This is a genomic window from Tenggerimyces flavus (assembly GCF_016907715.1).
GTDB lineage: Bacteria > Actinomycetota > Actinomycetes > Propionibacteriales > Actinopolymorphaceae > Tenggerimyces > Tenggerimyces flavus.
This window is the reverse complement of the sequence record NZ_JAFBCM010000001.1, coordinates 824,975-847,799: the sequence shown is the minus strand read 5'-3', so window position 1 is coordinate 847,799 and position 22,825 is coordinate 824,975. Positions and strand designations below refer to the sequence as shown.

Sequence of the window (22,825 nt, the reverse complement as noted above, 5' to 3'; positions counted from 1 at the left end):
CATGTCCGATGCGACCCCGCCCCCCGTTCTCGAGGTCGAGCGCTACGGGATCGAGCCGATCCGGCGCGAGGACCAGACGTCGACGCCGTTCGACCTGTTCCGCATCACGTTCGGCGGCGCCAACACGTTCGCCACGATCATCCTCGGCACGCTGCCGATCGCGTTCGGCCTGAGCTTCTGGGCGGCCGCCTCCGCCACCGTGGTCGGCGTCGTCGTCGGCGGGTTGGTGCTGGCGCCGATGGCTCTGTTCGGCCCGCGCAACCACACGAACAACGCGGTCTCGTCCGGAGCCCACTTCGGCGTCCGCGGACGGATCGTCGGCTCGTTCCTCTCGCTGCTGACGGCGATCGCGTTCTTCTCGATCTCGGTCTGGGTGAGCGGCGACGCGATCGTCGGGGCGGCGCAACGGCTGCTTGACATCTCCGGCGGGAACGTCCTGCGGGCGGTTGCGTACGGCGTGATCGCGCTCGCCGTCCTCGCGGTGTGCATCTACGGCTACCAGTTCATGCTCGCGGTCAACAAGGTCGCGGTGATCGCGGCCACGGTGATGATGCTGCTCGGCGTGGTGGCGTACGCGTCGTCGTTCTCGTTCTCCTTCCCTGGAACGGGAACGTACGTGCTGGGATCGTTCTGGCCGACCTGGATGCTCGCCGTCCTCACGGTCGTGTCGAACCCGATCTCGTTCGGCGCGTTCCTCGGCGACTGGGGCCGCTACATCCCCGACACGTACCGTCCGGTGCAGCTGATGGCGGCGCCGTTCCTTGCCCAACTGGCGACGCTGGTGCCGTTCCTTTTCGGCGTCGCGACGGCCACGCTGGTGGCGGACCCGGCGAACTACATCGGCGGCTTGGCGGCCATTTCGCCTTTGTGGTATGCGATTCCGTTGATGATCGTCGCGCTCGTCGGCGGCATGTCGACCGGTGTGACGTCGCTGTACGGAACGGGGCTGGACTTCTCCTCGATCTTCCCGCGGCTGTCGCGCGTGCAGGCCACGGTGCTGATCGGGACCCTCGCGGTGCTGTTCATCTTCATCGGCAACTTCGTGTTCAACATCGTGCAGAGCATCAACGCGTTCGCCGTCCTCATCGTGATCTGCACGTCGCCGTGGATGGTGATCATGATGATCGGCTGGCTGGTGCGGCGGGGTTGGTACAGCCCGGACGACCTGCAGGTGTTCAACCGCGGCCAGCGCGGCGGGCTGTACTGGTTCGCCGCCGGACTGAACTGGCGCGGGCTGGCGGCGTGGATTCCGGCGACGATCGTGGGGCTGTGCCTCGCGAACACGCCGCTGATCGCCGGTCCGCTCCGCAACATCGCCGGCGGGATCGACCTCAGCCTCGTGGTGACGATGGTGCTCGCCGGCGTGATCTACCTGGTGCTGCTGTTCGTGTCCCCGGAGCGCCGCGGGGTCTTCGGGCCGGACGGTCCCCGGTTCGTGCCGGCGTCGGATCGTCCAACCGAGCCGATCACCGCGGGCTAGGGCGTGTCTCTCAAAGAGCGTCGGCAAAAGCGCGCGTAGCGCGCGTACGCGCGGCGCCCCGCGCCCGGCTGGGCGTGGTGCAGGAGGAACTCATATTGGTTATATGGGTGACGAGGTGCACCGCGTCCAGGCGGCCTCTGCTGACTTCTGTGGGGTGTCGCGCGCCCGGCGATCTTTGACAGACACGGCCTAGCCTCGGGATCTCAGATGTTGGTGGGCGAAACTGGCCTGTGAAGGACAGAAGTGCCTGTCCTGCTGGGGAGACTGGGCGTGCGACGTCCAAGCGATCCGAGCGGGATGGCACTCCGTAGGTGAAGCGTCGTGGTCGCCTTACCCGGCCAGTGCCCCCTCTACCTGGCGTCCACCCCACGTAAAGCGGCCAATGATCATGTAAACATGATCATTGGGCCCAGCGCGGACCGGTCGAACCCACCGCCAGATGAAAGATCGAGGCTAACGCAGTCCGACGGAGTCGTAGGCCCAGAACGTGTCGGAGTAGACGAACGTGCCGGTCATCCAGTCCTCGTACGTGGGCAGCGGATAGACCTGGAATGCCGGCTCGGGGATGCGCAGCGAGGGACGCCGGAAGCCCAGCGAGCCGGCCGCGACGAAGTCGTACCGCGCGTAGAAGCTCGGGTCGCCTTCCAGGAAGACGAGCGGCTCGACCCCTCGTTCGGCGGCCGCCGCGAGCCCGTGGCGTACGAGGCGCGTCGCCACTCCCTGGCCCTGATGCGATGGATGCACGGCCAGCGGGCTGAGCGTCAGCACGTCGACCAATCGCGCGGGCGCGTCCAGCCGGCAGCGGGTAAACAGGACCTGCCCCACCACGTCCTCGCCCGCCACCGCCACGAACGACAGCTCTGGCACCCAGCCCGGCGACGTCCGTAGCGCGTCGACCAGATCCGCCACGTGCGGGCCGCCGAACGCCGCCTCCACGACCGTACGGATCGCCGCCTCGTCGCCCTGCTGCTCTGTCCTGATCGTCACCGAGTCCACGGACGGGGACCCTACGAGAACGGCCGGTCACCCGCATCTCCAATAGCCCCGCTCGGTAGTCTCGGCGGACCGGGACGACCAGACCGACAGGACACACAGTGGTATCTAGCGCGGCCGCCCTCGAGACCCAGCGCGCCAACACCCCCAGCCGAGGCACGACCGCGAGCCTGGTCGCGCTGGTCGCCGCGCTCGCCACGTCGGCAGCCAAGCTCACCGACCTGCTGCTGCACGCGGTGGCGATCGACCGCAGCAGCCCCGCTCCGCTGCTCTGGCTCCCGGCCCTCGGATGGCTCGTGTTCATCCTGCTCCGCGGAACGCTGCCGGCCGCGCGACCCGCCCAGCTGCGAGCGGTCGCCGCCGTTCTCACGCTGATCCTCGGCGCCGCGACCGTCGCCTACCTCGTGGCCTACGGTCTCAGCGCGCAGTCGGAGGGTTTCGACCTGATCGCGGCCACCCTCGTCTGCGTGGTCATCCTCTGCGCGCCGGCGCGAACGCTCGACCTCGTTAACAGGATTCGCCTTCCTACCAACGCGGATCTGCGCGGGCGGCGCCTCCCTTCGCCTCGCACGCTCGTCCTGATCACGCTGGCCGCGACCGTCGTCGTCTGGTTCGTCGCGAGCACGGCCAACCTCTACATCGGCCACGACGAGTCGGTGTACGCGAACAAATCGCGCTCCTGGATCACCGATCTCCCCGACGTCGGCTTCATGGAGACGCGGCCGCTCGTCCTGCCCGCGCTCGGGTCGGTCGCCCTCGCCATCCACAACAGCCTGTTCTCGTTCCGCGTTGTCGGCCTGCTGCTCACCCTCGGTACTTTGCTCGCGCTCTATCTCGTCGGAGCGAAGCTCGCGTCGAAAGCCCAAGCGGCGTTGACGGTTCTCGTCGTGCTCAGCATGGCGCCGTTCGTCGTCCGAATGTCAGAAAGCCTTACTGACATTCCCTCGAGTGGCCTGCTGCTCGTCGTGGCCTACCTCGTGATCCGTACACAGGAGCGTCCGTACCTGCTCTTCGTCGCGGCCGGTGTCGCGTTGCTGACGTTCTATCTGCGGTACGGGGCGATCAGCGGCATCGCCGCGATCGTGCTCGCGGCCTTCCTCGCGTACGGGTGGCGCTCCTGGTGGCAGCGGCGCTGGCACGTCCTCGGCGCCGCGGTGATCTTCCTCGGCGGCATGGTCCCGCATTTTCTCCACGCACAAAGGGAGTTCGACTCCCCGCTCGGCATCATGACGGCGGCAGGAACGGGTGCGGGCAGGCAGTACATCGGGCAAGGCCTGGTCGACTACGTACGTTGGCTTCCGGACCGACTCGGCGGAGATCTCGGCGGCGTCCTGATCCTGAGCGGCCTCCTCCTGGGGGCACTGCTCGTCTGGCGCCTGCTACGCGGCCGGATCGCCCAGCACGAGCGGTGGATCGTCGTTCTCACGCTCGCGTCGAGCTTCCAGTTCCTGCTGCTCGGGATCAGCTCTCATGGGGAGCAGCGGTTCGTCTTCTTCGCGATCATGGCGCTGACCCTGTTCGGGATCCACCTGCTCGCGACGCGAGCCGGCAAACACTCCGGCGTGCTGCTCGTCATCGCCGCGGTGCTCGCGGCCGTGCAGGTCGTCGGCACCACGATCACGCTGGACCGGACGCTCGAGATCACCGAGGCGCGGCGCGGCCCGCTCGTCCAGGCGTCGAAGGAGCTCGGCCTTCAGCATCCGTGCACGATCGTCGGACCCTCGTACACGTTCAACATTCCGACCGAGGTCGGCTGGTACGCGAAGTGCTCGGTGCTGGGCTTCTCCCAGCTGTACCGGCTCGACAAGTCGCACCCGATGGTGATCTTCCACTATCCGTCCCAGCCGAACCCGGCCGCCGACGCCGTGATGACGCAGCTGATCGGCGACCGGCCGGTCTCGCGGACGCTGTACGGAACGACGGGCGACGTCAACTCGGTCGAGGTCGTGCGCTTCCGCTAGATGTCGCGGAACGTCTCGATCTGCGCGCCGAGCTGGTTGAGGCGTTCGGCGAGTTCCTCGTAGCCACGGTGGATCACGTACACGTTCCGCAGCACCGACGTACCCTTCGCCGCCATCATGCCGAGCAGGATCACCACGGCCGGACGGAGCGCGGGCGGGCAGATCACCTCGGCCGCGCGCCAGCGGGTCGGGCCTTCGACGTAGATCCGGTGCGGGTCGGCGAGCTTGACTGTCGCGCCGAGTTTCGTCAACTCCGTAAGGTGAAGCGCGCGGTTCTCGTACACCCAGTCGTGGATCAGCGTCGACCCGTGCGCGACCGCAGCGATGCCGGCGAAGAACGGGATGTTGTCGACGTTCAGGCCCGGGAACGGCATCGGGTGGATCTTGTCGATCGGCGAGTGCAGCCTGGACGGGCGGACCTCGAGGTCGACGAGTCGCGTGAAGCCGTTGGCGGCGACGTACTCATTGCTGCGCGAGTAGTCCAGTCCCATCTCCTCGAGGATCGCGAGCTCGATCTCGAGGAACTCGACCGGCGCGCGCCGCACGGTGAGCTGGGAGCCGGTGACGATCGCCGCGGTGAGCAGGCTCATCGCCTCGATCGGGTCCTCCGACGGCGCATAGTCAACGTCGGTGGAGATTTCCTCGACGCCCTGCACGGTGAGCGTGGTGGTGCCGAGGCCGTCGATCTGGACGCCGAGCTTCTGCAGGAACACGCAGAGGTCCTGCACCATGTAGTTGGGGCTGGCGTTCCGGATGATCGTGACGCTCGGATTGCGGGCCGCGGCGAGTAGGACGTTCTCCGTGCCGGTGTCGCTGCGCTCGATGAGCACGATCGGGCGCTTCGGCGAGACGGAGCGGTCGACCTCGGCGTGGTAGAAGCCGCCGGTCGCCTTGACCTCGAGGCCGAACGGGCGCAGCGCGTGCATGTGCGGCTCGATCGTGCGCGTACCGAGGTCGCAGCCACCGGCGTACGGGAGCTTGAACCTCGTCTCGTCGTGCAGCAACGGGCCGAGGAACATGATGATCGAACGCGTACGTCGCGCTGCTTCGAGATCGAGCGCGTCAAGGTCGAGTTGCTCGGGGCGGACGATCTCGAGGTCGTTCTCCTCGTTCAGCCAACGAGTCTTGACGCCGATGCTGTGCAGGACGTCGAGGATCCGGTTGACCTCCTCGATGCGGGCGACCTTGCGGAGGGTGGTGCGGCCCTTGTTGAGCAGGCTCGCGCAGAGGAGGGCGACGCCCGCGTTCTTGCTGGTCTTGACGTCGATCGCGCCGGAGAGCTGGCTGCCGCCGACGACGCGCAGATGCGTAGGCGTCGTGTGACCGAGCGCGACAATCTCGCTGTCGAGGGCCGCCCCGATGCGGGCGATCATCTCCAGGCTGAGATTCTGGTGCCCGCGTTCGATCCGGTTCACCGCGCTCTGGCTGGTGCCGAGCGCCTCGGCGAGCTGGGTCTGCGTCAAGCCACGGTGCTTGCGCGAGTCCCGGATGAGATTGCCGATCCGGGCGAGGTAGTCCTCCGTCATGCGGGAGAACGTATCTCACATGTGACGTACTCGCATGTCGTGGGGGATGTCTCGGCGTGTCGTGGGACGTCGCTAGGTGCCTCTAACCCGTGTCGTGACGTTGCGGTAGTGCTCCAGGAGGGCGTCGCGCCTCGCCGCCTTCTCCTTCGCCCAGTCCTGCGAGAAGCTGACGCTGCCGAAGTGCTGGACGCCTGCTTTGGAGCGCCGCCACGTCTGGCCGTGCGTCTTCATGACCTGCGTGAGCAGGCCGAGCGTGTCCCACCACCGCCCGCCGTTGACGCACTCTGTCATCGCGGGGGAGAGGCCCACGTTCTGTACGACGCTGCGGAAGACCGGATTGTTGCGGATCAGCGTGCAGAACGGGTGGACGCGGTCGCCGATCGTCACCTGGTACTCGACCGGATCCGACCAGGGCTGGTCGGCGCCCGGGCGTACGGACTGCCTGATCCAGGGCGTCTGGACGGCGTCGCTCCCGACGAACTCGGTGCCGTCCTCGAGCAGCCACCTTGCCTGGATGGCGAAAGTGTCGTCATCTGCCTCGAGCTCGTCGGCCATGGTGTCGATCGTGTGGTCCGCGGTGAAGCAGACGTCGGCGTCGACGAACAGGTAGGCGTCGGTGTCGGGCTTGGCCAGGACGGCGTCGCGGAGGATCTCGCCGTGGGTGGTGACAGGCACGTCGAGCGGGTAGCCGGTGTGCGTGACGTCGACGCCTTGTGTGGTGGCCCAATCGAACGGCGTGAGGTCCTCGTCGCCGCTGCAGAGCAGGCTGACGTCGAGGTCGGGGTGGTCGCGGTGGTGGGCGAGGAGGGAGCGCAGCATGAGCTCGGCGTACTCGTTCGTCCCGTGGTTGACCGAGATCGCTTGGATCCGCATGTGTTAGGGATTCTTCCTTACCCATTGCAGGATTCGCCGAGCGAGTGCGCTGGCGTCCTGGTCGTCGGTGTCGAACCTGGGCGCGATCAACGAGCGGAGCGCCTTCGCGTCGACCATCGCATCCTCGATCTCCTCCTCGACCCAGCCGCGGGCCTCGAGCCGAGTTCTCCGTAGCGCGTCGGCGCAGTCGAGTCCTGCCCAGTGCACGTCTGCCGTGAGCTCGTCTTCGTCGGGGACAGCGGAGAGGAAGATGACGGGGTGCCCGGCTCGCCTTACGGCGTTGATGATTCGTTCCCACATCCGGTTGTAGGCGGGCCAGATCGGCGCGGCCTCCATGGTGGCGATGGGTACGCCGATCAGGCTGCCGTCCTCGAGGAGCTCGTCGGTGTCGAAGACCACCTCGCCGTCCGCCTCCGCGACAAGCGCTGGGAGCAGCGTGGTCTTGCCGACGCCGGGCGCGCCGGCGACGACGTACAGCCGTTCCAGTCCCATGGCGGGACCCTAGCCGGAATTGCGTGGCGCTCGCCTCGTCATTTCGCCTACGTTGCTGGACGTGGACTCAGAGCTCGCGCCGCTGCTGACCGCGATCGAAGCAGAGGATCGCGGCGTGGATCTGTCCGGCGCGGTGCTCAAGTCCGGCTGGGAGAGCCTGGTCGTAGAGACGCGGGACGGCTGGATCCTGCGCTTCCCGCGGCCACATGTGGACTTCGCCCGCGAGCTCGCGGTGTTGGAGCTGCTTGCCGCGCGGGTGCCCGTTCCGATCCCGCGGGTGGAGTGGGTCGGTCGGCTGCGGCCGTTCGCGGCGTACCGGAAGCTCACTGGCCAGGAGTTCGCCGCCACGCGGTTCTACTCGCTGTCGCCGGTACGGCAGAAGGTGCTGGCGTCGTCGTTCGCCGAGTTCCTGCTGGCTGTCCACTCGGCCCTCTCGCCGGCGGAGATCGCGTCGTTGAACCTTCCCGTTCTCGACCACGCCGGCGCGGTGGCGGGTCTGGAGGAGCGTCTCCCGCTCGTCCCCGCGTCGGCGCGTCCGGCGGTAGATGAGCTGATCGCCGAGGTTCGTGCTTACTGGGTTGACGTTCCAGCGCCGGAACGTCGGACCGTGCTGCACAACGACTTCCACTTCGGCAACCTCGTTCTGGACGAACGTACCGGCGCCGTCGCCGCGGTGTGGGACTTCTCCTGCGTGAGCCTGGGCGAGCCCTCGTTCGACCTCCGCTACCTGATGAAGGCGCCGCGGCTGGTCGAGCTGCTGTCGAACACGTACACGATCCGCGGTGGCCATCCGCTCAACCTTCCGGCCGCCGAGAACGCTCGCCGGCTCGAAGCCGTCACCGATGCCTTGGACCTGGGCGAACCAGAGACCATCCCCGACCTCGTACGGTCCTGGAGCTGATCTTGGGACTCGTGCCGGCCGGCCTTGCCGAGCGCATCGTCGCGTACCACGAGGACGGCGCGGCGTGGCTCGACGAACTGCCCAGGCTCGTTTCCCGTTGCGCCGAACGATGGGAGCTGTCCGTTCTCGACGCGTACGAGCCCGGCGGCGACGCGAGCTGGGTCGCGCCCGCGCGGCGGCGGACGGGCGAGCTCGCCGTTCTGCAGATCACCGTCCCGTCGGCCGCGATGTCCGATCAGGTCGTCGCGCTGCGCGCCTGGGGCGGACGGGGCGCGGTCGAGCTGTTCGAGTACGACGAGACGGTGCGGGCGTCGTTGTTGGAGTGTTGCGTCCCCGGGGACCACGCGAGCGAGCTGGCGACGGCGGAGGCGGACGAGGTGGCGGCGGCTGTGCTCCCGCAGCTATGGGCCGCTTCGCCTCCGGACGCGATGCCTCTGCTCGGAGAGATGTGCCGATTCCGCAGCAGGGTGATGGCCGGGCGTGCGGAGTCGTCCCCGGAGAACGCGGTCGCGTACCTGGAAGCGTCGCGGCTGTACGGTTCGCTGCCGGCGTCTGCGCCGCGAACGGTCTTGCTGCACGGCGATTTCCATCGGCGCAACGTTCTGCGCTCTTCGCGTGGCTGGCTCGCGGTCGACCCCGGACCATGGCTGGGCGATCCCTCGTTCGACGTCGCCTGCTTCCTGCAGCACGACATGGACGACCCCGCGACGATCGCGCGGGCGGACCGGCTGTCGGAACGACTGGACCTCGATCCCGTGCGTACGCGGCAATGGCTGTTCGCGGTGGCGGTGCAGGCCGCTTCGTGGTTCCTCACCGTCGGCGACGAAGCCCAGCATCGGGCGATCATGACGGTGGCCTCCCGGCTGGAGGACGAGTGAAGGTGCGGCTGCGTTCGGGGCAGCCGGTCGAGATCACGACCGTGGCCGAGCGTCCTGAGCTGGTGGGGAAGGGCTTCGACGCCGGGCCGTGGGGCACTTTCATGCAGTACAACCGGGTGGCGGACGCGCACTACTTCATGTCGGTGAAGGTGTTCCCGGAGCTCTGTCTCGTCGCGACCGATGAGGACGGCTCGGTCGTCGCCAACGCTCACGCGGTGCGGTTCGCGTTGCGTGGCGAGCTTCCTCCGGGCGGGTACGAGCAGCTGCTGGTGTGGGCGTACCAGGACCATGAACGCGGCAGCGCGACTGACGCTGCGGGTGCGCTCAACATCAGCGTGGCCGCGGGACTTCAGGGGCAGGGGCTGTCCGGGTTGATGCTCGGCGCGCTGCGTTCCGCCGTTGCCGCCGCTGGGCTGGATCGGCTGGTGGCGCCGGTGCGGCCGACGTGGAAGGACCGCGAGCCGCGGACGCCGATGGCCTCGTACGTTGCCCGCCTGCGCCCGGACGGTCTGCCGTACGACCCGTGGCTCCGTACCCACGTCCGCGCGGGCGGCCGCATCGTTGGCATCGCTTCGACGTCGTGGCTGATCGCCGGGACGCTCGCCGAATGGCGTGCGTGGACTGGACTTCCGTTCTCTACCGACGGCTTTGTCGAGGTTCCGCACGCCCTCGCTCCCGTGCGCTGCTCGGTTGCCGACGACTACGCGGTCTACGTCGAGCCGGGCGTGTGGGTCGAGCACTGCGTGCGGTCGTCGTGAGCGCTGTCGAGGAGCTCTGTGCCCTCTGGGGGTTGGAGCTGGATCCGGGGCAGCGCGCGTTTGGTGACTGGAACCTCGTCCTGCTCGCGCATCGGGGCAGTGAGCCGTGCGTTCTCCGCGTGTCCGGACCCGAGGTCAACGCGGTCGAGGAGGTGACGGCTCTGCGAGCCTGGAACGGACGCGGTGCCGTGCGGGTGCTCGAGGCTCGGTCGGACGCGATGCTGCTCGAGCGGCTCGATCCCCATCGTTCGCTTCGGACAGTCAAGTTGCCTGACGCTTTGGAGATCGCGGGCGACCTCATCCGTACCCTCAGCGTGCCGGCGCCACCGGGGCTGCCGCTGTTGGTCGACATCGCGCGGGAGTACGCGGAGGGTCTGGATGCGTGGCAGCTTGCGCAGGGCTCGCCCGTACCGCCGGCCTGGCTGGATCGTGCGCGTACGTTGGCGATCGAGCTGACCTCCGACCCGGGCACCGACCTCGTGCACGGCGACCTGCACTTCGACAACATCCTGGCGGGCACCCGTTCGCCGTGGTTGGCGATCGACCCGAAGCCGTTCGTAGGCCACCCGGAACGTTCGGTCGCCGAGCTCATGTGGACTCGCCTCGACGAGGTCACCGACGTGCACGGCACACTGGCCGCCGTGGTCCGCGCGGGCGGCCTCGACGCGGATCGTGCGCTGGCGTGGACAATTGTTCAGACGACTCACTATTGGCTCTGGGCCCTCGGCGCAGGCCTTACCGAAGACCCGGTTCGCTGTCACCGGCTTCTCGAGGCGCTCCTTGGAACAGGCGGAGACCGGTGATCTCGCGGTGCGTGAAGCGGCGGTAGAACTCCTCCGACTCGGGCGTGCTCAGCAGATCCATGCGTACGGCCTTGCTGGCTTGGAACCCCGCTTCGATGAGGCGCTTGCCGATGCCTTGACCGCGGGCTTCGGCGGCGACGACGAGAATGGCCAGGTAGGCCTGGTGGCCGTCGGTCAGCAGCTGTGCGGCTCCGACCACCTTGTCGTTCTGTACGGCGACGAGGCCGACGACGCCGGGAGCGGTGAGGAGACGGGTCACCCGCTCAGCGTCGGAGAACGTCGGCCACCCCTCCGCTTGGGCGAGCGCGACGACGCCGTCCGCGTACTCGCGGCCGAACGGCCGGATCTCCACGCTCATGCGGCGGGCGCGACAGTAGCCGACTGGTGAGCCCGGCGAAGCGAGTCAGCGACGAAGCCGTTCGCCTTGAGCTCCTCGACGAGATCGTGGAGGAACTGGAGGGTCGCCGGACTCTTGTCCTTCGTCGTGCCGACGGCCTGCTTGATCTGCATGAACGGCTCGTCGATCAGGCGGACTTCCGGATGCTCGGCGACGAACGCGGTCAGCGGCTGCCGGATGCCCGCGGCAGCCTCGAGCCCCTGCGTAACGAACGTATCGACGCCGTCGTCGCTACGGACAAGCGTGGCGTGCTGGAGCGTGCGCGTGAGAAACAAGTCGTACGCAGAGCCCTGGTTGATGCCGACGCGCACACCCTCGCGATCAACGTCAGCGGTGGTGCGCAGGTCCGAGTCACCGGGGACAGCGAAGACCCCCTCAATCACCACGTAGGGCGCCGTGAAAGCAATCTCCGCCGCCCGAGCCGGCTCGTTGGCAAGGAACCCCAGATCAGCCGACCCGTTCGTCATCGCCTCGAAAGACTTCCTCGCCGCATCGAAGCAGACGAGCTCGAGTTCGAGGTTGAGCCGTGTGGCGACCTCGCGCGCGATGTCGACCGTCACCCCAGTGGGCGCCTCGGGCGTGCCCTGCGCGAGGACCGGGTTGCCGAGGTTGATCGAGGCGCGCAGAACGCCCGACGGCGCGAGATCCTTGGCTACGTTCTCCATAATCGGAAGCCTAGTTGCCAGTCCGACGTCAGCCGCGCCGCCACAGGTCGTACGGGTGGCGGCCGGGGCGGAAGCCGATCGACTCCACCATCGCGACGGCCTCGGCGAACCCGTTCGCCAACGCCATCGGCTCGTGGGCGTCGCTCGCGAACGTGATCGCGTCCCCGCCCTCCTGGCGCCACCAGCGCACGATCTCCGGGTGGAGCGGCACGCGGGTGTTCACCTCCAACGCCCGTCCGCTGCCGGCGAGCGCTCGCAGGACGTGCCGGAACTCGTCCTCGAACGCCCACGGGTCGAACGGCCCCACGTTGACCACCCATCCGCGGACCGCGTAGTCGATGTGGCCGAGCACCGCGAAGACGTCCGAGGACTCGATCAGCCGATGCACCTCGGCCAGGTACGCGTGCATGATCTCGGCCGGCGGCATCAGCAGGTAGAGGTCCGGGATCTCGTATCGCTGCGACCCGACCTGGAGGCAGTGCTGCGAGCCGAGGACCCGGTCGAACTGGCCGGCCTCGAGCAGCGTCGCCACGGCGTCGGCGTGCCAGTGCGCCTCGCCGAGCTCGACGCCGGACAGGATCTTCAGGTCGGGGTACTTGTCGCGGCACCGCTGCACGCTCTCGAGGTAGCCGGTGAGGTCCAGCGGCGGCGCTTGCAGCGTCCGGTCTTCCGCGACGAGGTGGCCGTGCGCCTGCTCGAAGAAGCTGCCCTCCGGGATCGTGAGCCGGGTGTGGTCGGCGTGCTCGGTGAACGCCACGGCGGGCAGGCCGAGCTCGACGGCCCGCGTGCAGGTCCGTTCCATCGACCCCCTGCGCGCGTCCCAGGACCACTCGCTGTGCACATGACTGTCTGCCGGAAGAGCCGTCAAAGCGCCAACGCCTTCGCTTCCCAGACCACGGCGCCGAGGGCGCGGAAGCCCCTCGCGGCGGCTGCGATCGCCTGCTTGTCGCCTGTCCCTAGCTGGCCGAACGTGAGGTCGTTGCGCGCTACCTGGAACGGTTCGTACGACTCCCACCCTTCGGCAGAGGTGTAGGGCCGGAGCTCCTCGATCGCCTGGTCGACCTGCCCCTTCGCGGCGAGGACGAGCGCGCGGCACCTGGCCCTGACGCCGTGCGCCTCGACGCGGCCGAGTTCCTCGACGGCCTGCTCCCACGGCTCCATCGCGGCCTCGGCCACGGCGACCTGGCCGGTCGCGACCAGGGCTTCGACGAAGTCCGGGAGGTAGAGCGCGCCGGCGGGATCGCCGCTCTGCCGCAGCTTGTCGCTCTCCTTCAGCATCGCGACCGTGCCCTGCGTATCGCCCTCCGAGAGCGCGACGAACCCCAGTATCCACCGGGCGAGCGGCACCCAGGTGCGTTCGCCCGTATGTTCGGATACAGTTATCGAATCGATCGCGTCAGTGCGGGCGCGGTCGAGGTCGCCGAGGTGCGCGGCGACCATGGAGCGGAGCCAGAGGAACGCGCCGCGGGTGCCCCACCCGAGCTGGTCGACGAGTTGTACGACCTGCTCGGCGGTTGCTCGCGCCTCGGTCCAGTGACCGGATCGCCATTCGGCGATGCCCCGGTGATAGAGCGCGTACGTACGGGTGACGGCGTCGTCGGGGACGGCCTCGTCGATGATGCGGCGCACGAGCGGTAGGGACCGGTCGGGGCGGCCGGACCAGGTGCGGATCAGGACCTCGGTGAGTCGCACCGAGCCGTTCTGAACCGGCAGGTGGTGCTCGCGTTCGAGCGCGACGCCACGTTCCAACAGGTCCTCGGGGATACCGAGGCCGGAATTGAAATGGAGGTGAGCGAGGGTCGCGATGCATTCGGACTGGATAGCTGGGTCGGTGACCTGGTCGGCGAGCTCGACCGCCGCTTGAGCGTGCTTGAGCGCGGCGCGAGGGCTTTCGACGTAGCGCGTGACCACGGCGAGGTCGCGGTAGAGGAGCGCACGTTCGCCCCGGTCGGTCGTGAGTTGGATGGCGAGCTCGTACTTGGGGAGCGCGTCGGCGATGCCGTCGCGTTCGAGTTGGATGCGACCGATGCGGTGGATGAAGCTCCCCGCCCTGTCCTGGGGCGCGGAGTGGAGCGCGCGTTCGGCGAGGTCGAGCGCGAGGTCGGTGTTGCCGGCGCGGAAGCGCGCGTCCGCGGCGAGCCCGTACCGGTCGGCGCGGCTGGTCTCGTCGTCCGCCGGCGTGAGCCGGGCCGCCTCCTCGGCGAGTGCTGCCGCGGTGGCGGGTGCGCCCCGGAGGGAGGCCTCCTGGGCGGCGTTCGCGACGTCGTCGGCGATGCGCTGGTCGGGCTGTGCGGCCGAGGCGGCGAGGTGTGCCGCGCGTTCGTACCGGTCGGTGACCAGCTGGGCGAGGCGCTCGTGCAGGCCGCGCCGGGCTGACTCGTCGAGCCGGTCGAGCAGGTACGCGCGGGCGAGCGGGTGGAAGATCGCGAGCTCTTCGCCCTGCGTCTCGACGACGTTGGCATCGACCGCTGCCTGCAGTCCGGAGAGGACTGCTGGGCCGGGGAGCGCCTGGCGAAGCAGGCCGACCGTCGGGCGGGTGAGCGCGGCGACGACGGTGGCGACTTGCCTCGCGGCCGGCGTGATCGTGTCGACGCGGTCGGCGAGCGCGCGCTCGAAGCGGTCCGGGAGCGGGAGGTCGTCGACGAAGTCGAGGACGCCTTGTCGCCCGGTCGCGAGGACGCGGGCGATCTCGAGCGCGAGCAGCGGGTTGCCGTTCGTGGCCTCGTGCAGGCGGATCGCCGTGGAGACCGAGAGCAGCGCGCCGAGCTGTTGACGGACGATCGCGACGAGCTGGTCGACGGTGAGGCCCTCGACGGCGCGCTCGCGTACCGTGTCGCGCCCCAGCAGGCTGCCGAGCTCGAACGCCTCGTCCTTCGGCCCACGCCGCGCGGCGGTGATCGTGGCGATCGGCTCGGCCTCGATGCGTCGGAACGCGTACGCGAGGACGCTGCGCGAGGACTCGTCGAACCACTGCAGGTCGTCGAGAATGAGCACGGTCGGGCTCGCCTCGGCCGCCTGCCGGAGCAGCCCGGTCACCGCGGCCGCGACCGCGTTCCGCTCGACGCCCTCCTTGGGAGGAGCGGCCTCGGCGAGCACAGCGACGGCGAGCGCCTGCTGCTGTGTCGGCGGCAGCTTGTCGACCAGGCTCGCGATCGGCGCGACCAGGTCGGCGAGACCGCCGTACGGCACCGCGCCGTGATGCTGCGTCGCGGTGGCGACGAGTACGGTCCGGTCGCCCTGCTCCTTGGCCATCGTCCTGGCCGCGCGCAGCAGCACCGTCTTGCCGACGCCCGCGGGCCCGACCAGATGCAGCCCGGCCGGCCCGTTCCGGCCAGCCGCGAGCACGCCAGCAACCTCGGCCAGCTCCGTTTCCCGGCCGATCACCTCAAGACTTGTCCACCCCTGCCCCGTTTTCTCCCCTTTGTCTGTCGCAGAATCCTGCCCATTCCCCGATGCCCACATACCCACGCGGACCAGCATCCCGCAGGAGCGACCAACTCTGGGTAGTATTCTGAGCGCTCGTCCGCTTCGGGCAGCATCACGCGGGTGTAGTTCAATGGCAGAACATCAGCTTCCCAAGCTGACAGTGAGAGTTCGATTCTCTTCACCCGCTCCACCACGAAGGCCCAGGTCAGAACCGGTTCTCCGGTCACCTGGGCCTTCGTGATGTGGCGAGTTCACCCCGCTCTGTGCCATTAGCGGGCCATTACCCCGCGCGTCGTCGACGAAGGTGCGGCCGACCAAGAAACGGCAGGTCAGGCCACTACGGCGCGCCCGCCTCGGCGCTCGGCCCTTGCGGGCGGGCTTGTGGCCTGTCCTCGGCCGGGCCGGGACGCACCAATAGGGCGAGAGCCTGCATACTCGCGGCCATGAGCGACTACCTGATACGCAGGACTTCGCCGCATGATGATCCAACCTTGGCGATGTTGCGACGGGCAGATGCGATCGAGCGCCGGGCAGTCGCCCACGATGCGGATCCCGGCTTCGAAACTCGGTTCGCGACCTGGGCCGAAGAGACCCGCGCCATGAGCGTCGCGTGGCTAGCCGAGCTGCGCGCTGAACCAGTCGGCATGCTGCACATGTTCGTCCACGCCCGAATGCCGATGCCTGATCGCGACACAGCTGGCTGGGGCTACATCGGCCTCCTCTTCGTCCTGCCCGCCAACCGGGATTGTGGACTCGGTGGACGCCTGCTCGACACGGCACTGAACTACGCACGCGAGCACCACCTCTCCCGCATCCTGCTGCACCCGACCGAGCGCGCGGTCCCCCTCTATCGCAGGACCGGCTTCGATCCCGCCGGCCAGTACCTGGCCTGGACCGCAAACGAACCCCTGCCAGCTCCCATCGCCTGACAGCCGACTACGGCGACCCGGGGGAGCCGTCCTCCTCGCACGCCAGTCTCCGGCCTGCACTTCACGCGTCAAGGGCGGCTACGCCGTCACTTCGTGATCTTCGACCCTTGACCCATTCGACCGTGTTTCTCGGGATCGTCGAGGGCCATACAGGCCATCTGGACAGGCGTGCTCGCGGTCCAGCACACGGGGTGTTGTCCGTTCCCAAGCTGACAGTGAGAGTTCGATTCTCTTCACCCGCTCCACGTCAAGGCCCAGGTCACACCGGACATCCGGAGACCTGGGCCTTCGTCATCCCGATGTCGACGGCGCGGCTTCACCAGGCACACCTTGCAAGGCACGGATTAAGGCTGCCAAACCCCTCGCCGGCCGCCGGTCTTCGACCTGCCCCATCACTCCCCGATGAGGCCGTCCACCGACTCCCGGATGAGGTCGGCGTGTCCGTTGTGCCGCGCGTACTCCTCGATCATGTGCATCACGATCCACCGCACGCTGGCTGTGCGACCGTCCCCAGTGGGGCGTCGTGCCGGCCGGTCTAGTCCGCCGTCGGCCAGGGCTTCGGAGAGGATCTCGCGGGAGCGGGACACCGCGTCCTGCCAGAGGGCGTGCAGCTGCTCGGGGGAGTCCTCGGCAGCTGTGTTCCAGTCCCAGTCGGGGTCGGCGTCCCAGTCGACGGCGTTCCACAGGGCCTGGGGCTGGTTCCCCCCAATGCGGTGGGAGAACCAACGGTCCTCAACCTTGGCCAGGTGCTTGAGCATCCCGCCCAGCGTCATCGTCGAGGCACCCACGGTCGCCTTCAGACCGGCCGCGTCCAGGCCAGCGCACTTCCAGGCGAACGTCGCGCGATGGTAGTCCAGGAAGCCCACGAGGGTCTCGGTCTCACCGGACGCGAGCGGTGTCTCCGGGCGGCCCTGCTCGTCTAGGACGGTCATGGGCAGGAGTGTATGGCTGCCGCCTCAGGTCGGCCATCTGCTCGCGAACGTCGTCGTTGGACCTCATCGAGGAGCTGCGAGCACCTCGCGGATCACGTGCAGCTTGGTGTTCGCCATCGCCGGTTTGGTGTCCTTGAAGTGCGGCAACGTAATCAGGGCCTGGGACAGCACCCGCCCGCGGCCGCGGAGCCAGGTCGCGTCGTCCACGTCCAGCGCCGTACGGAACTCGTCGCGGAGGCTCGCGGGCAGCAGGTTCCACACGACGAACAGGTCGCACGCCGGATCGCCGACACCGCACGACTCGAAGTCGAGCACCGCGGTCAGCCGGCCCGCCGCCGAAACGAGCAGGTTGCTCGGCGTCAGATCCGAGTGCACCCACACCTCGCGCCCGTCGTACGGCGCCGCGAGCGACTCCTCCCAGGACGCCAGCGCTGCTCGAGTGTCGATCAGGCCGTCCAGCTCGCCGATCGCCTTCCGCGTCAAGGAGTCCATCGAGTCCATCGGAGCGCGCGTCCTGCGCTCGCCCGGGTACGCCGGCGGCCGGTCTGGCAGGTCGATCCGCCGGAACGCGTCGACGAACGCCGCGAGGTCCATCGCCAGCCGACGCGGGTCGGCGAGCGCGTCGGGGGAGGGGTGCGAACCGGTGAGCCAGCGGTGGACGGCCCACTCGCCCGGGAACGCGTCAGTGGGTGAGCCGATCGCCTCGACAGAAGGGATGGCCACAGGCAGGAACGGCGCGAGTGCCGCGAGTTTCGCCTGCTCCCGTTGGACTTCGTCGGTGGTCGAGGGCCGGAGCGGCAGCCGTACGGACAGGTCGGAACCGAGGCGGTAGATCGCGTTCACCATCCCACCGGAGTCGACCGGCTCCAGCGGCAACGCGGCCCACTGCGGGAACTGAGCGTCCACCAGCTCACGGACCAGCGGCGTATCGATGTCGGCCTGATCGGCGTGGATCTTGCGGGGACTCACGAGCGCCATCCGAACGGTCCGACCCGTCCGCTGTCAACGCGGTTTCGGATCGAGCGGTCCCACGTGACGAAGCCCGGCGCTCGGCCTTGTGGGCGGGCCGGCCCCCACCAGCAGTCAGAGGTGATCTAGCGTTCAGCGGCCACGCGGGCAACGGTTTCCAGCCGGGCCACGTACTCTCCCCAGTCCCAATCGTCTGCGTCGGGGAGTCCGGTGGCGTTCCGCCCGCCTCCTGCCGCGCCGTCGATCAACTCGCGCACGATGTCGACGTGCCCGACGTGCCGTGCGGTCTCCCCCACCATCATGACCAGAATCGCGCCCAGCGTTGTCTCCCGGCTACCTTCGTCCCACCACGGCACCGAGCCCACCGCCTCCAACTCCAGCGCCCCGATCGTTTCGTCCGCGTGGGCAGCGGCGCGGCGGTAGAAGCCCACGATGTAGTCCGCGCTCTCATCCGGGGCCGCCCACATGTCGGCGCCCTCCCAGACCGACCCGTCTGCGAAGCAAGCAAGCTGCTCCGGAGCCGGGCGTCCGAAGACCTCGCCCAAGTAGCCGTACTCCTCGGCCGCGACGTGCTTCATCACGCCAAGCAAGTTCGTACCGGTCCGTGTCATCGGCCGACGCAGGTCGTACTCGCCCAGGCCTTCCAACTTCCACAAGAACGCCTCACGGGTGCCGCGCAGCGCTGACCACAGGTGCTCTTTCATGCACCTACCGTTCCATCGGGCACCGACATGCCAGTCCAGCCCGACGCTCGCTCCACCGTCATGGTCCCGTGGTACCTTGGGACCATGACGACAGCAGGCGAAGAGACGCCAACGGTTGTGCGGGTTCAGCTTGGAGTCCGCATGGAGCGGAATCTGGTCAAGGTCCTGAAGGGCCTGGCCGAGTTCGAGAACATGACGCTCGGGCAGCTACTCGAGAAGATCGTGCTGCACTCGTTCGAGCCGGTGCCCGGCGAGGAGGGCGAGCAGGCGTGGAGCGCGCTCGGTAAGCGCTCACTTGCCGCTGTCGCCGACCTCAAGCGCGTCTACGGCCTCGACTACGACATGCACGCCTTCCGACGCTTCCGCGAGACGGAGCAGGAGCTCAGCCAAGACGCGACGAGTGGCGCCTAGCCACGCCGCGCTGAGCGGTCAGGCGCCGGTCGAGGGCAGCGGACCGCGTTCGAGAATCTCCGCCAGGAGCTCGGCAGTGGCGGTGAGATGTTCCTGCTTCCAGGTCCCGAGGTTCCAACCCAGGTGGGTGAAACCGATCTGCAGCTCGTAGCAGTGATGGCGTACGGCGGCGTCGACGAGCGCGCTCTGGTCGGCGCGTAAGCCTGAGTCCTGGAGCAGTAAGGACAGCGGGTCGATGGCAGCGATCCCCGGATAGAACACCGGCCCCAGACACTGCACCAGGCGGCGTCGTAGAGGAAGTCGCCGCGTACCGAACGCTTCCAGGAAAGCACCGCGTCAACCCGGCGACAGTCCGGGCTCACCAGCACGTTGCCGTGCAGGAGATCACCGTGGATGAGGTCGCGGCGTTCGGGGCAGGCCTCGATCAGGGTGCGGATCCGGTCACAGACCGCCGTGGCCAGGGCCGCGAGCTTCGGGTCGGCGTCCAGGACGGCGCGCCACCCGTGCTCCCGATTCGCCGGATCGTCCACCAGTTGGTCGAGGACGAACTCCCGCCAGCTGCGGACCGGCGCGCCTGCCGGGTGCCACCTCATCGGGATACCGGGGGACGCGGGTACCCGGAAGAGCGCCACGAGCAGCCGGGTGAGGGTGGGCGCGACAGCATCGGCGCGCTCGACCGGCGTGTCCTCCAGGAACGGCCCGTAGTGACGTTCCGAGATCGCGTACGCCTGGCCAGAAGGTGTCGTCCCCACCTCCCTGACCCGCGGTACCGGCAGATCCGGCCCGGTGAAGGCCATGGCCATCCGGTCGGCTTCGTACCAGGAACGTTCACGGCCGAAGCGGATCACCAACGCTTCCCCACCCGCTCGATAGGCCCATGCTGACGACCACGCTCCGCCGGTGAGAGGCTCCAGGTCGGTGGCAGCGCCGCCTGAGTGCCGGGCGAGGAACGCGGCAACCTCCTCGTACGTGGGCTCTCGCATCCCGCAAGTATCCGCACAGCGCCGCTACGGGCCGTGGCGCGTCGCGTGTCGGGCGTTCCACACCTCCATGTTCCAGGCGCGGCCGGGCTCGTCATGCGCACGGATGAAGGCTTCGTCGATGGGCTCGGCGTCCCCGTAGACCCCGTCCGCGACGAGGCGTTCCAGGAGCTGGTTCGACAACAGCTTGAGCGCCTCGGCCCGACCGAGGTACGCGTCGCGATCGTCGCCGGAGCCGCCCAACGCTGCCGCCATGATGTGCTCGTCGAAGACTGTAGGAAGCCACGGCAATCGCGTCAGCGCCGTCATCTCGCGGTTGCGCCAGCCTCGCCACTGACGGTTGTACGCGAAGAGCGCGCGGACCAGGTACTCGTACACGCTCTGCAGCCGATCACCAGCCACCAGCGGCCCCAACGTGTCCCAGCAACGGGACACCACGTCCTCCGCGAGATGGTCCGAGATCAACGGCATGGCGTCGTCGAGGATCCGTTGCCGTTCGTCGTCAGGGTAGGTCGTTCGCTCATCGATCAGGCGGCGTACCTCTCCGTCTCGATCGAACGCGATCCATCCGTTGGCTAGTTCCTGGCGAGAAGGTTCGGGCCACCTGTATGCGGGATCGCGCCAGACGCGGAGGTCGATGCGATGAAGGTCGAGCTGTATGCCGTCACGGTCCAGGGTGTGATCGCCCGACATGATGCTGTGAAAGGTGTCGTCGCTCGGCCGCCAGATGGACTCGGCCGGAACGAGGTAGAGGTCGAGCGGATCCATGAAGACGACGGCATCGATGTCCGAGCCTGGGCGAGCGGTCCCCGTCGCGATACTGCCCACGCCGATCACCGCCCGGATCGCCGAATGCGGCGCCAGCTTGCGGTCGATGAAGTCGACCAGCTGCCTACGCTTGTGTTCGGTTGCGGGGTTCACCATGCGCATCGCTCCCACCTCGTTGTACGGCTGGCCTAGAAGCAGATCGGGTGCCCGGCCGGATCGGCAAGTCAACCAGCCCATGCGCAATTCGCTGGCGCTGGCATCGTCCGGCCGGGCAGGATCCACCCGTGGCTGAGCGCGACTGGCACGTTCTGCTTGTCGGTGGCCCATCTGGGACCGGCAAGAGCACCGTCTGTGGTGCACTGATGCGCCAGTACGGGGTGGGCGCCAGCGAGATCGATGACATCGAGACCGCGGTGCAGGCGATGACGACGCCGGAGCAGCAGCCGATTCTGCACCACTGGTCGGCGCACGCGGAGTCCCGAGAGTGGACGGCGGAGGAGATCTTCGATCTCACCCTCGCCGCCGCCGAGGCGCTGTCGCCCGCGGTCGAGGCGGTCGTCCAGTCGCACCTGAACCACGGCCCGCCGGTGATCATGGAGGGTGACTACCTCCTTCCGGCTTTGGCGGGCAGGATCCGCAGCCCGCGGGTACGGGTGGTCTTTCTCTACGAGCCGGACGAGGCCCAGCTCGTCGCCAACTTCCTCGGGCGGGAGCAGGACGAAGGCCCGCAGTACATGCGAGCCCGCGTGAGCTGGCTGTTCGGCCAATGGCTGGCGGCGGAAGCGCCCAAGCACGGAGTCGCGGCGATCCCGGTGCGGCCATGGGACACGTTGTCCGAACGTCTCCAGATCGCTGTGAGATGAGACGGAGCGAACGGGCACGGGTGGTGCTGCTCGACGACGCGGACCGGATCCTGCTGTTCTCGTTGCGGAACGAGGACGGCTCGAGCCGCTGGTTCCAGCCGGGCGGTGGGCTCCAGCCGGGCGAGACCCACGAGCAGGCCGCCCTGCGAGAGCTGCGCGAGGAGACCGGGCTGACGGACGTTGCGCTCGGCCCGGAGGTCTGGCGCGGGCGGCCGTGGACGGCGGTCTGGAGCGGGGTCGAGTACGAGGTCTGGCAGCGCTACTTCCTCGTTCGGGTCCCGGCGTTCGAGATCGACACCTCCGGATTCGAGGAGGTCGAAGGCGCCTCGATCACCGGGCACCGCTGGTGGACGCTCGCCGAGCTGACCGCGACCACAGACCTGCTGCGACCCGCCGAACTGCCCGAGCTGATCGAGAATCTGCTGGCCGACGGCCCGCCAGCCGAGCCGATCACCGTGGCGGGGTGACCAGTGCCGCTGTCGGGTTCGGTAGATTCCTGAGGATGCTGCTCTCCGACCGCGACATCCGTGTCGAGATCGACAAGGGGCGGGTCGTGCTCGATCCGTACGACGCGGACCTGATCCAGCCGTCCAGCGTCGACGTTCGCATGGACCGGTTCTTCCGCGTGTTCGAGAACCACCGCTACCCGCACATCGATCCCGCTGAGGAGCAACCCGATCTCACGCGGCAGGTCGAGCCGGACGGGAACGAGCCGTTCATCCTGCACCCGGGCGAGTTCGTGCTCGCTTCCACGTACGAGGTCATCACGCTCCCCGACGACATCGCCGCGCGGCTGGAGGGCAAGTCCAGCCTCGGCCGGCTCGGGCTGCTCACCCACTCCACCGCCGGCTTCATCGATCCCGGCTTCTCCGGCCACGTCACGCTCGAGCTCTCGAACGTCGCGACGCTTCCGATCAAGCTCTGGCCCGGCATGAAGATCGGCCAGCTCTGCTTCTTCCGACTCTCCTCGCCCGCCGAGCACCCGTACGGCTCCGGCGTCTACGGCTCGCGCTACCAGGGCCAACGCGGTCCCACGCCCTCGCGCTCGTTCCAGAACTTCTACCGGACCGGTACCTGACGCAACCATGTTGATCGGACCAGTGGAATCACCAAGCC

General features: G+C 68.4%; 24 protein-coding genes, 1 tRNA gene and 1 pseudogene. 12 read left to right on the top strand and 14 right to left on the bottom strand.

Features of this window, described 5'->3' with window-relative positions; all coding sequences use genetic code 11:
• Nucleotide 1 precedes the first annotated feature (1 nt).
• Nucleotides 2–1,480 (top strand): purine-cytosine permease family protein, encoded by a 1,479-nt coding sequence (locus JOD67_RS04135; protein ID WP_205115378.1) that lies wholly within the window; start codon nucleotides 2–4, stop codon nucleotides 1,478–1,480.
• Between the two features lie 453 nt (nucleotides 1,481–1,933).
• On the opposite strand, the gene JOD67_RS04130 is transcribed toward JOD67_RS04135, so the two are convergent.
• Nucleotides 1,934–2,476, bottom strand: coding sequence for a GNAT family N-acetyltransferase (locus JOD67_RS04130; protein WP_205115373.1), 543 nt, complete (start codon nucleotides 2,474–2,476; stop codon nucleotides 1,934–1,936).
• Between the two features lie 98 nt (nucleotides 2,477–2,574).
• Between JOD67_RS04130 and JOD67_RS04125 the strand changes: the two genes are divergently transcribed.
• Complete coding sequence (locus JOD67_RS04125; protein ID WP_205115371.1) at nucleotides 2,575–4,434, top strand: ArnT family glycosyltransferase; 1,860 nt, start codon at nucleotides 2,575–2,577, stop codon at nucleotides 4,432–4,434.
• On the opposite strand, the gene JOD67_RS04120 is transcribed toward JOD67_RS04125, so the two are convergent.
• The 3 genes from JOD67_RS04120 to JOD67_RS04110 all read right to left on the bottom strand — a co-directional run bounded on the left by JOD67_RS04120 (nucleotide 4,431) and on the right by JOD67_RS04110 (nucleotide 7,325).
• A complete protein-coding gene (locus JOD67_RS04120) occupies nucleotides 4,431–5,960 on the bottom strand; it encodes a helix-turn-helix domain-containing protein (RefSeq protein ID WP_205115369.1) in 1,530 nt (509 codons plus the stop codon). The genes JOD67_RS04125 and JOD67_RS04120 overlap by 4 nt on opposite strands.
• Nucleotides 5,961–6,032: 72 nt before the next feature.
• A complete protein-coding gene (locus JOD67_RS04115; RefSeq protein WP_205115367.1) occupies nucleotides 6,033–6,833 on the bottom strand; it encodes a hypothetical protein in 801 nt (266 codons plus the stop codon).
• A 3-nt stretch (nucleotides 6,834–6,836) separates the two neighbouring features.
• Nucleotides 6,837–7,325: an ATP-binding protein gene (locus tag JOD67_RS04110; protein ID WP_205115365.1), complete on the bottom strand. Its 489-nt coding sequence runs from the start codon at nucleotides 7,323–7,325 to the stop codon at nucleotides 6,837–6,839.
• A 61-nt stretch (nucleotides 7,326–7,386) separates the two neighbouring features.
• Between JOD67_RS04110 and JOD67_RS04105 the strand changes: the two genes are divergently transcribed.
• Genes JOD67_RS04105 through JOD67_RS04095 form a run of 4 tightly spaced genes read left to right on the top strand, consistent with a single transcriptional unit; the run spans nucleotide 7,387 to nucleotide 10,665 of the window.
• A complete protein-coding gene (locus tag JOD67_RS04105) occupies nucleotides 7,387–8,226 on the top strand; it encodes a phosphotransferase family protein (RefSeq protein WP_205115363.1) in 840 nt (279 codons plus the stop codon).
• A gap of 11 nt (nucleotides 8,227–8,237) precedes the next feature.
• On the top strand, nucleotides 8,238–9,104 hold the full coding sequence (locus JOD67_RS04100) for an aminoglycoside phosphotransferase family protein (protein WP_307782727.1): 867 nt from the start codon (nucleotides 8,238–8,240) through the stop codon (nucleotides 9,102–9,104).
• Between the two features lie 2 nt (nucleotides 9,105–9,106).
• On the top strand, nucleotides 9,107–9,862 hold the full coding sequence (locus JOD67_RS39815; protein WP_239553713.1) for an N-acetyltransferase: 756 nt from the start codon (nucleotides 9,107–9,109) through the stop codon (nucleotides 9,860–9,862).
• The gene (locus tag JOD67_RS04095) at nucleotides 9,859–10,665 is read left to right on the top strand and encodes an aminoglycoside phosphotransferase family protein (RefSeq protein ID WP_307782267.1); all 807 of its coding nucleotides are present in this window, start codon (nucleotides 9,859–9,861) and stop codon (nucleotides 10,663–10,665) included. Before JOD67_RS39815 ends, JOD67_RS04095 begins: the two co-directional genes overlap by 4 nt.
• Here the strand turns inward: JOD67_RS04095 and JOD67_RS04090 are convergent.
• From JOD67_RS04090 to JOD67_RS04075, 4 genes are read right to left on the bottom strand one after another with little or no spacing between them, the layout of a single operon-like run.
• Complete coding sequence (locus JOD67_RS04090) at nucleotides 10,598–11,023, bottom strand: GNAT family N-acetyltransferase (RefSeq protein WP_205115356.1); 426 nt, start codon at nucleotides 11,021–11,023, stop codon at nucleotides 10,598–10,600. The two genes, JOD67_RS04095 and JOD67_RS04090, sit on opposite strands and share 68 nt — an antisense overlap.
• Nucleotides 11,020–11,727: a transporter substrate-binding domain-containing protein gene (locus tag JOD67_RS04085; protein WP_205115349.1), complete on the bottom strand. Its 708-nt coding sequence runs from the start codon at nucleotides 11,725–11,727 to the stop codon at nucleotides 11,020–11,022. Before JOD67_RS04085 ends, JOD67_RS04090 begins: the two co-directional genes overlap by 4 nt.
• Nucleotides 11,728–11,755: 28 nt before the next feature.
• Nucleotides 11,756–12,568, bottom strand: a complete 813-nt coding sequence (locus JOD67_RS04080; protein ID WP_307782726.1) for a PHP domain-containing protein — start codon at nucleotides 12,566–12,568, stop codon at nucleotides 11,756–11,758.
• 23 nt (nucleotides 12,569–12,591) lie between these two features.
• The gene (locus JOD67_RS04075) at nucleotides 12,592–15,111 is read right to left on the bottom strand and encodes an AAA family ATPase (RefSeq protein ID WP_205115347.1); all 2,520 of its coding nucleotides are present in this window, start codon (nucleotides 15,109–15,111) and stop codon (nucleotides 12,592–12,594) included.
• 158 nt (nucleotides 15,112–15,269) lie between these two features.
• Here JOD67_RS04075 and JOD67_RS04070 point away from each other — a divergent pair.
• Together JOD67_RS04070 and JOD67_RS04065 are read left to right on the top strand one after the other, a co-directional pair.
• Nucleotides 15,270–15,343, top strand: a tRNA-Gly gene (locus JOD67_RS04070).
• 253 nt (nucleotides 15,344–15,596) lie between these two features.
• Complete coding sequence (locus JOD67_RS04065; RefSeq protein WP_205115346.1) at nucleotides 15,597–16,082, top strand: GNAT family N-acetyltransferase; 486 nt, start codon at nucleotides 15,597–15,599, stop codon at nucleotides 16,080–16,082.
• A gap of 392 nt (nucleotides 16,083–16,474) precedes the next feature.
• Here JOD67_RS04065 and JOD67_RS04060 read toward each other — a convergent pair whose 3' ends face one another.
• From JOD67_RS04060 to JOD67_RS04050, 3 genes are all read right to left on the bottom strand, one after another.
• Entirely contained in the window at nucleotides 16,475–17,014 is a 540-nt protein-coding gene (locus JOD67_RS04060; protein WP_205115345.1) for a DinB family protein, read from the bottom strand.
• A 63-nt stretch (nucleotides 17,015–17,077) separates the two neighbouring features.
• Nucleotides 17,078–17,992: an aminoglycoside phosphotransferase family protein gene (locus JOD67_RS04055; RefSeq protein ID WP_239553711.1), complete on the bottom strand. Its 915-nt coding sequence runs from the start codon at nucleotides 17,990–17,992 to the stop codon at nucleotides 17,078–17,080.
• 116 nt (nucleotides 17,993–18,108) lie between these two features.
• Nucleotides 18,109–18,687 (bottom strand): DinB family protein, encoded by a 579-nt coding sequence (locus JOD67_RS04050; RefSeq protein WP_205115341.1) that lies wholly within the window; start codon nucleotides 18,685–18,687, stop codon nucleotides 18,109–18,111.
• 141 nt (nucleotides 18,688–18,828) lie between these two features.
• Between JOD67_RS04050 and JOD67_RS04045 the strand changes: the two genes are divergently transcribed.
• The gene (locus JOD67_RS04045) at nucleotides 18,829–19,098 is read left to right on the top strand and encodes a hypothetical protein (protein WP_205115339.1); all 270 of its coding nucleotides are present in this window, start codon (nucleotides 18,829–18,831) and stop codon (nucleotides 19,096–19,098) included.
• Between the two features lie 18 nt (nucleotides 19,099–19,116).
• Here the strand turns inward: JOD67_RS04045 and JOD67_RS39810 are convergent, their stop codons facing one another.
• The 3 genes and pseudogenes from JOD67_RS39810 to JOD67_RS04035 form a co-directional block, all read right to left on the bottom strand.
• The gene (locus JOD67_RS39810; protein ID WP_239556677.1) at nucleotides 19,117–19,377 is read right to left on the bottom strand and encodes a hypothetical protein; all 261 of its coding nucleotides are present in this window, start codon (nucleotides 19,375–19,377) and stop codon (nucleotides 19,117–19,119) included.
• A 44-nt stretch (nucleotides 19,378–19,421) separates the two neighbouring features.
• Nucleotides 19,422–20,081, bottom strand: a pseudogene (locus JOD67_RS39805) (phosphotransferase family protein); the annotation flags it as partial.
• Between the two features lie 24 nt (nucleotides 20,082–20,105).
• A complete protein-coding gene (locus JOD67_RS04035; protein ID WP_205115338.1) occupies nucleotides 20,106–21,002 on the bottom strand; it encodes a nucleotidyltransferase domain-containing protein in 897 nt (298 codons plus the stop codon).
• 128 nt (nucleotides 21,003–21,130) lie between these two features.
• Here JOD67_RS04035 and JOD67_RS04030 point away from each other — a divergent pair, with 128 nt between their 5' ends.
• From JOD67_RS04030 to dcd, 3 genes are read left to right on the top strand one after another with little or no spacing between them, the layout of a single operon-like run.
• A complete protein-coding gene (locus tag JOD67_RS04030) occupies nucleotides 21,131–21,709 on the top strand; it encodes a hypothetical protein (RefSeq protein WP_205115337.1) in 579 nt (192 codons plus the stop codon).
• A complete protein-coding gene (locus tag JOD67_RS04025) occupies nucleotides 21,706–22,176 on the top strand; it encodes an NUDIX hydrolase (protein WP_205115336.1) in 471 nt (156 codons plus the stop codon). The genes JOD67_RS04030 and JOD67_RS04025 overlap by 4 nt, the downstream gene beginning before the upstream one ends.
• A gap of 35 nt (nucleotides 22,177–22,211) precedes the next feature.
• The gene (dcd, locus tag JOD67_RS04020; RefSeq protein ID WP_205115335.1) at nucleotides 22,212–22,787 is read left to right on the top strand and encodes a dCTP deaminase; all 576 of its coding nucleotides are present in this window, start codon (nucleotides 22,212–22,214) and stop codon (nucleotides 22,785–22,787) included.
• The last annotated feature ends 38 nt before the right edge of the window (nucleotides 22,788–22,825 follow it).

What these genes read in the sequence shown, in the direction of transcription:
- JOD67_RS04135 (WP_205115378.1), top strand. Translation starts at nt 2, where the DNA reads ATGTCCGATGCGACCCCGCCCCCCGTTCTCGAGGTCGAGCGCTACGGG.
- JOD67_RS04120 (WP_205115369.1), bottom strand. Translation starts at nt 5,960, where the DNA reads ATGACGGAGGACTACCTCGCCCGGATCGGCAATCTCATCCGGGACTCG.
- JOD67_RS04115 (WP_205115367.1), bottom strand. Translation starts at nt 6,833, where the DNA reads ATGCGGATCCAAGCGATCTCGGTCAACCACGGGACGAACGAGTACGCC.
- JOD67_RS04110 (WP_205115365.1), bottom strand. Translation starts at nt 7,325, where the DNA reads ATGGGACTGGAACGGCTGTACGTCGTCGCCGGCGCGCCCGGCGTCGGC.
- JOD67_RS04090 (WP_205115356.1), bottom strand. Translation starts at nt 11,023, where the DNA reads ATGAGCGTGGAGATCCGGCCGTTCGGCCGCGAGTACGCGGACGGCGTC.
- JOD67_RS04085 (WP_205115349.1), bottom strand. Translation starts at nt 11,727, where the DNA reads ATGGAGAACGTAGCCAAGGATCTCGCGCCGTCGGGCGTTCTGCGCGCC.
- JOD67_RS04065 (WP_205115346.1), top strand. Translation starts at nt 15,597, where the DNA reads ATGAGCGACTACCTGATACGCAGGACTTCGCCGCATGATGATCCAACC.
- JOD67_RS04060 (WP_205115345.1), bottom strand. Translation starts at nt 17,014, where the DNA reads ATGACCGTCCTAGACGAGCAGGGCCGCCCGGAGACACCGCTCGCGTCC.
- JOD67_RS04055 (WP_239553711.1), bottom strand. Translation starts at nt 17,992, where the DNA reads ATGGCGCTCGTGAGTCCCCGCAAGATCCACGCCGATCAGGCCGACATC.
- JOD67_RS04050 (WP_205115341.1), bottom strand. Translation starts at nt 18,687, where the DNA reads ATGAAAGAGCACCTGTGGTCAGCGCTGCGCGGCACCCGTGAGGCGTTC.
- JOD67_RS04045 (WP_205115339.1), top strand. Translation starts at nt 18,829, where the DNA reads ATGGAGCGGAATCTGGTCAAGGTCCTGAAGGGCCTGGCCGAGTTCGAG.
- JOD67_RS04035 (WP_205115338.1), bottom strand. Translation starts at nt 21,002, where the DNA reads ATGGTGAACCCCGCAACCGAACACAAGCGTAGGCAGCTGGTCGACTTC.
- JOD67_RS04025 (WP_205115336.1), top strand. Translation starts at nt 21,706, where the DNA reads ATGAGACGGAGCGAACGGGCACGGGTGGTGCTGCTCGACGACGCGGAC.
- dcd (WP_205115335.1), top strand. Translation starts at nt 22,212, where the DNA reads ATGCTGCTCTCCGACCGCGACATCCGTGTCGAGATCGACAAGGGGCGG.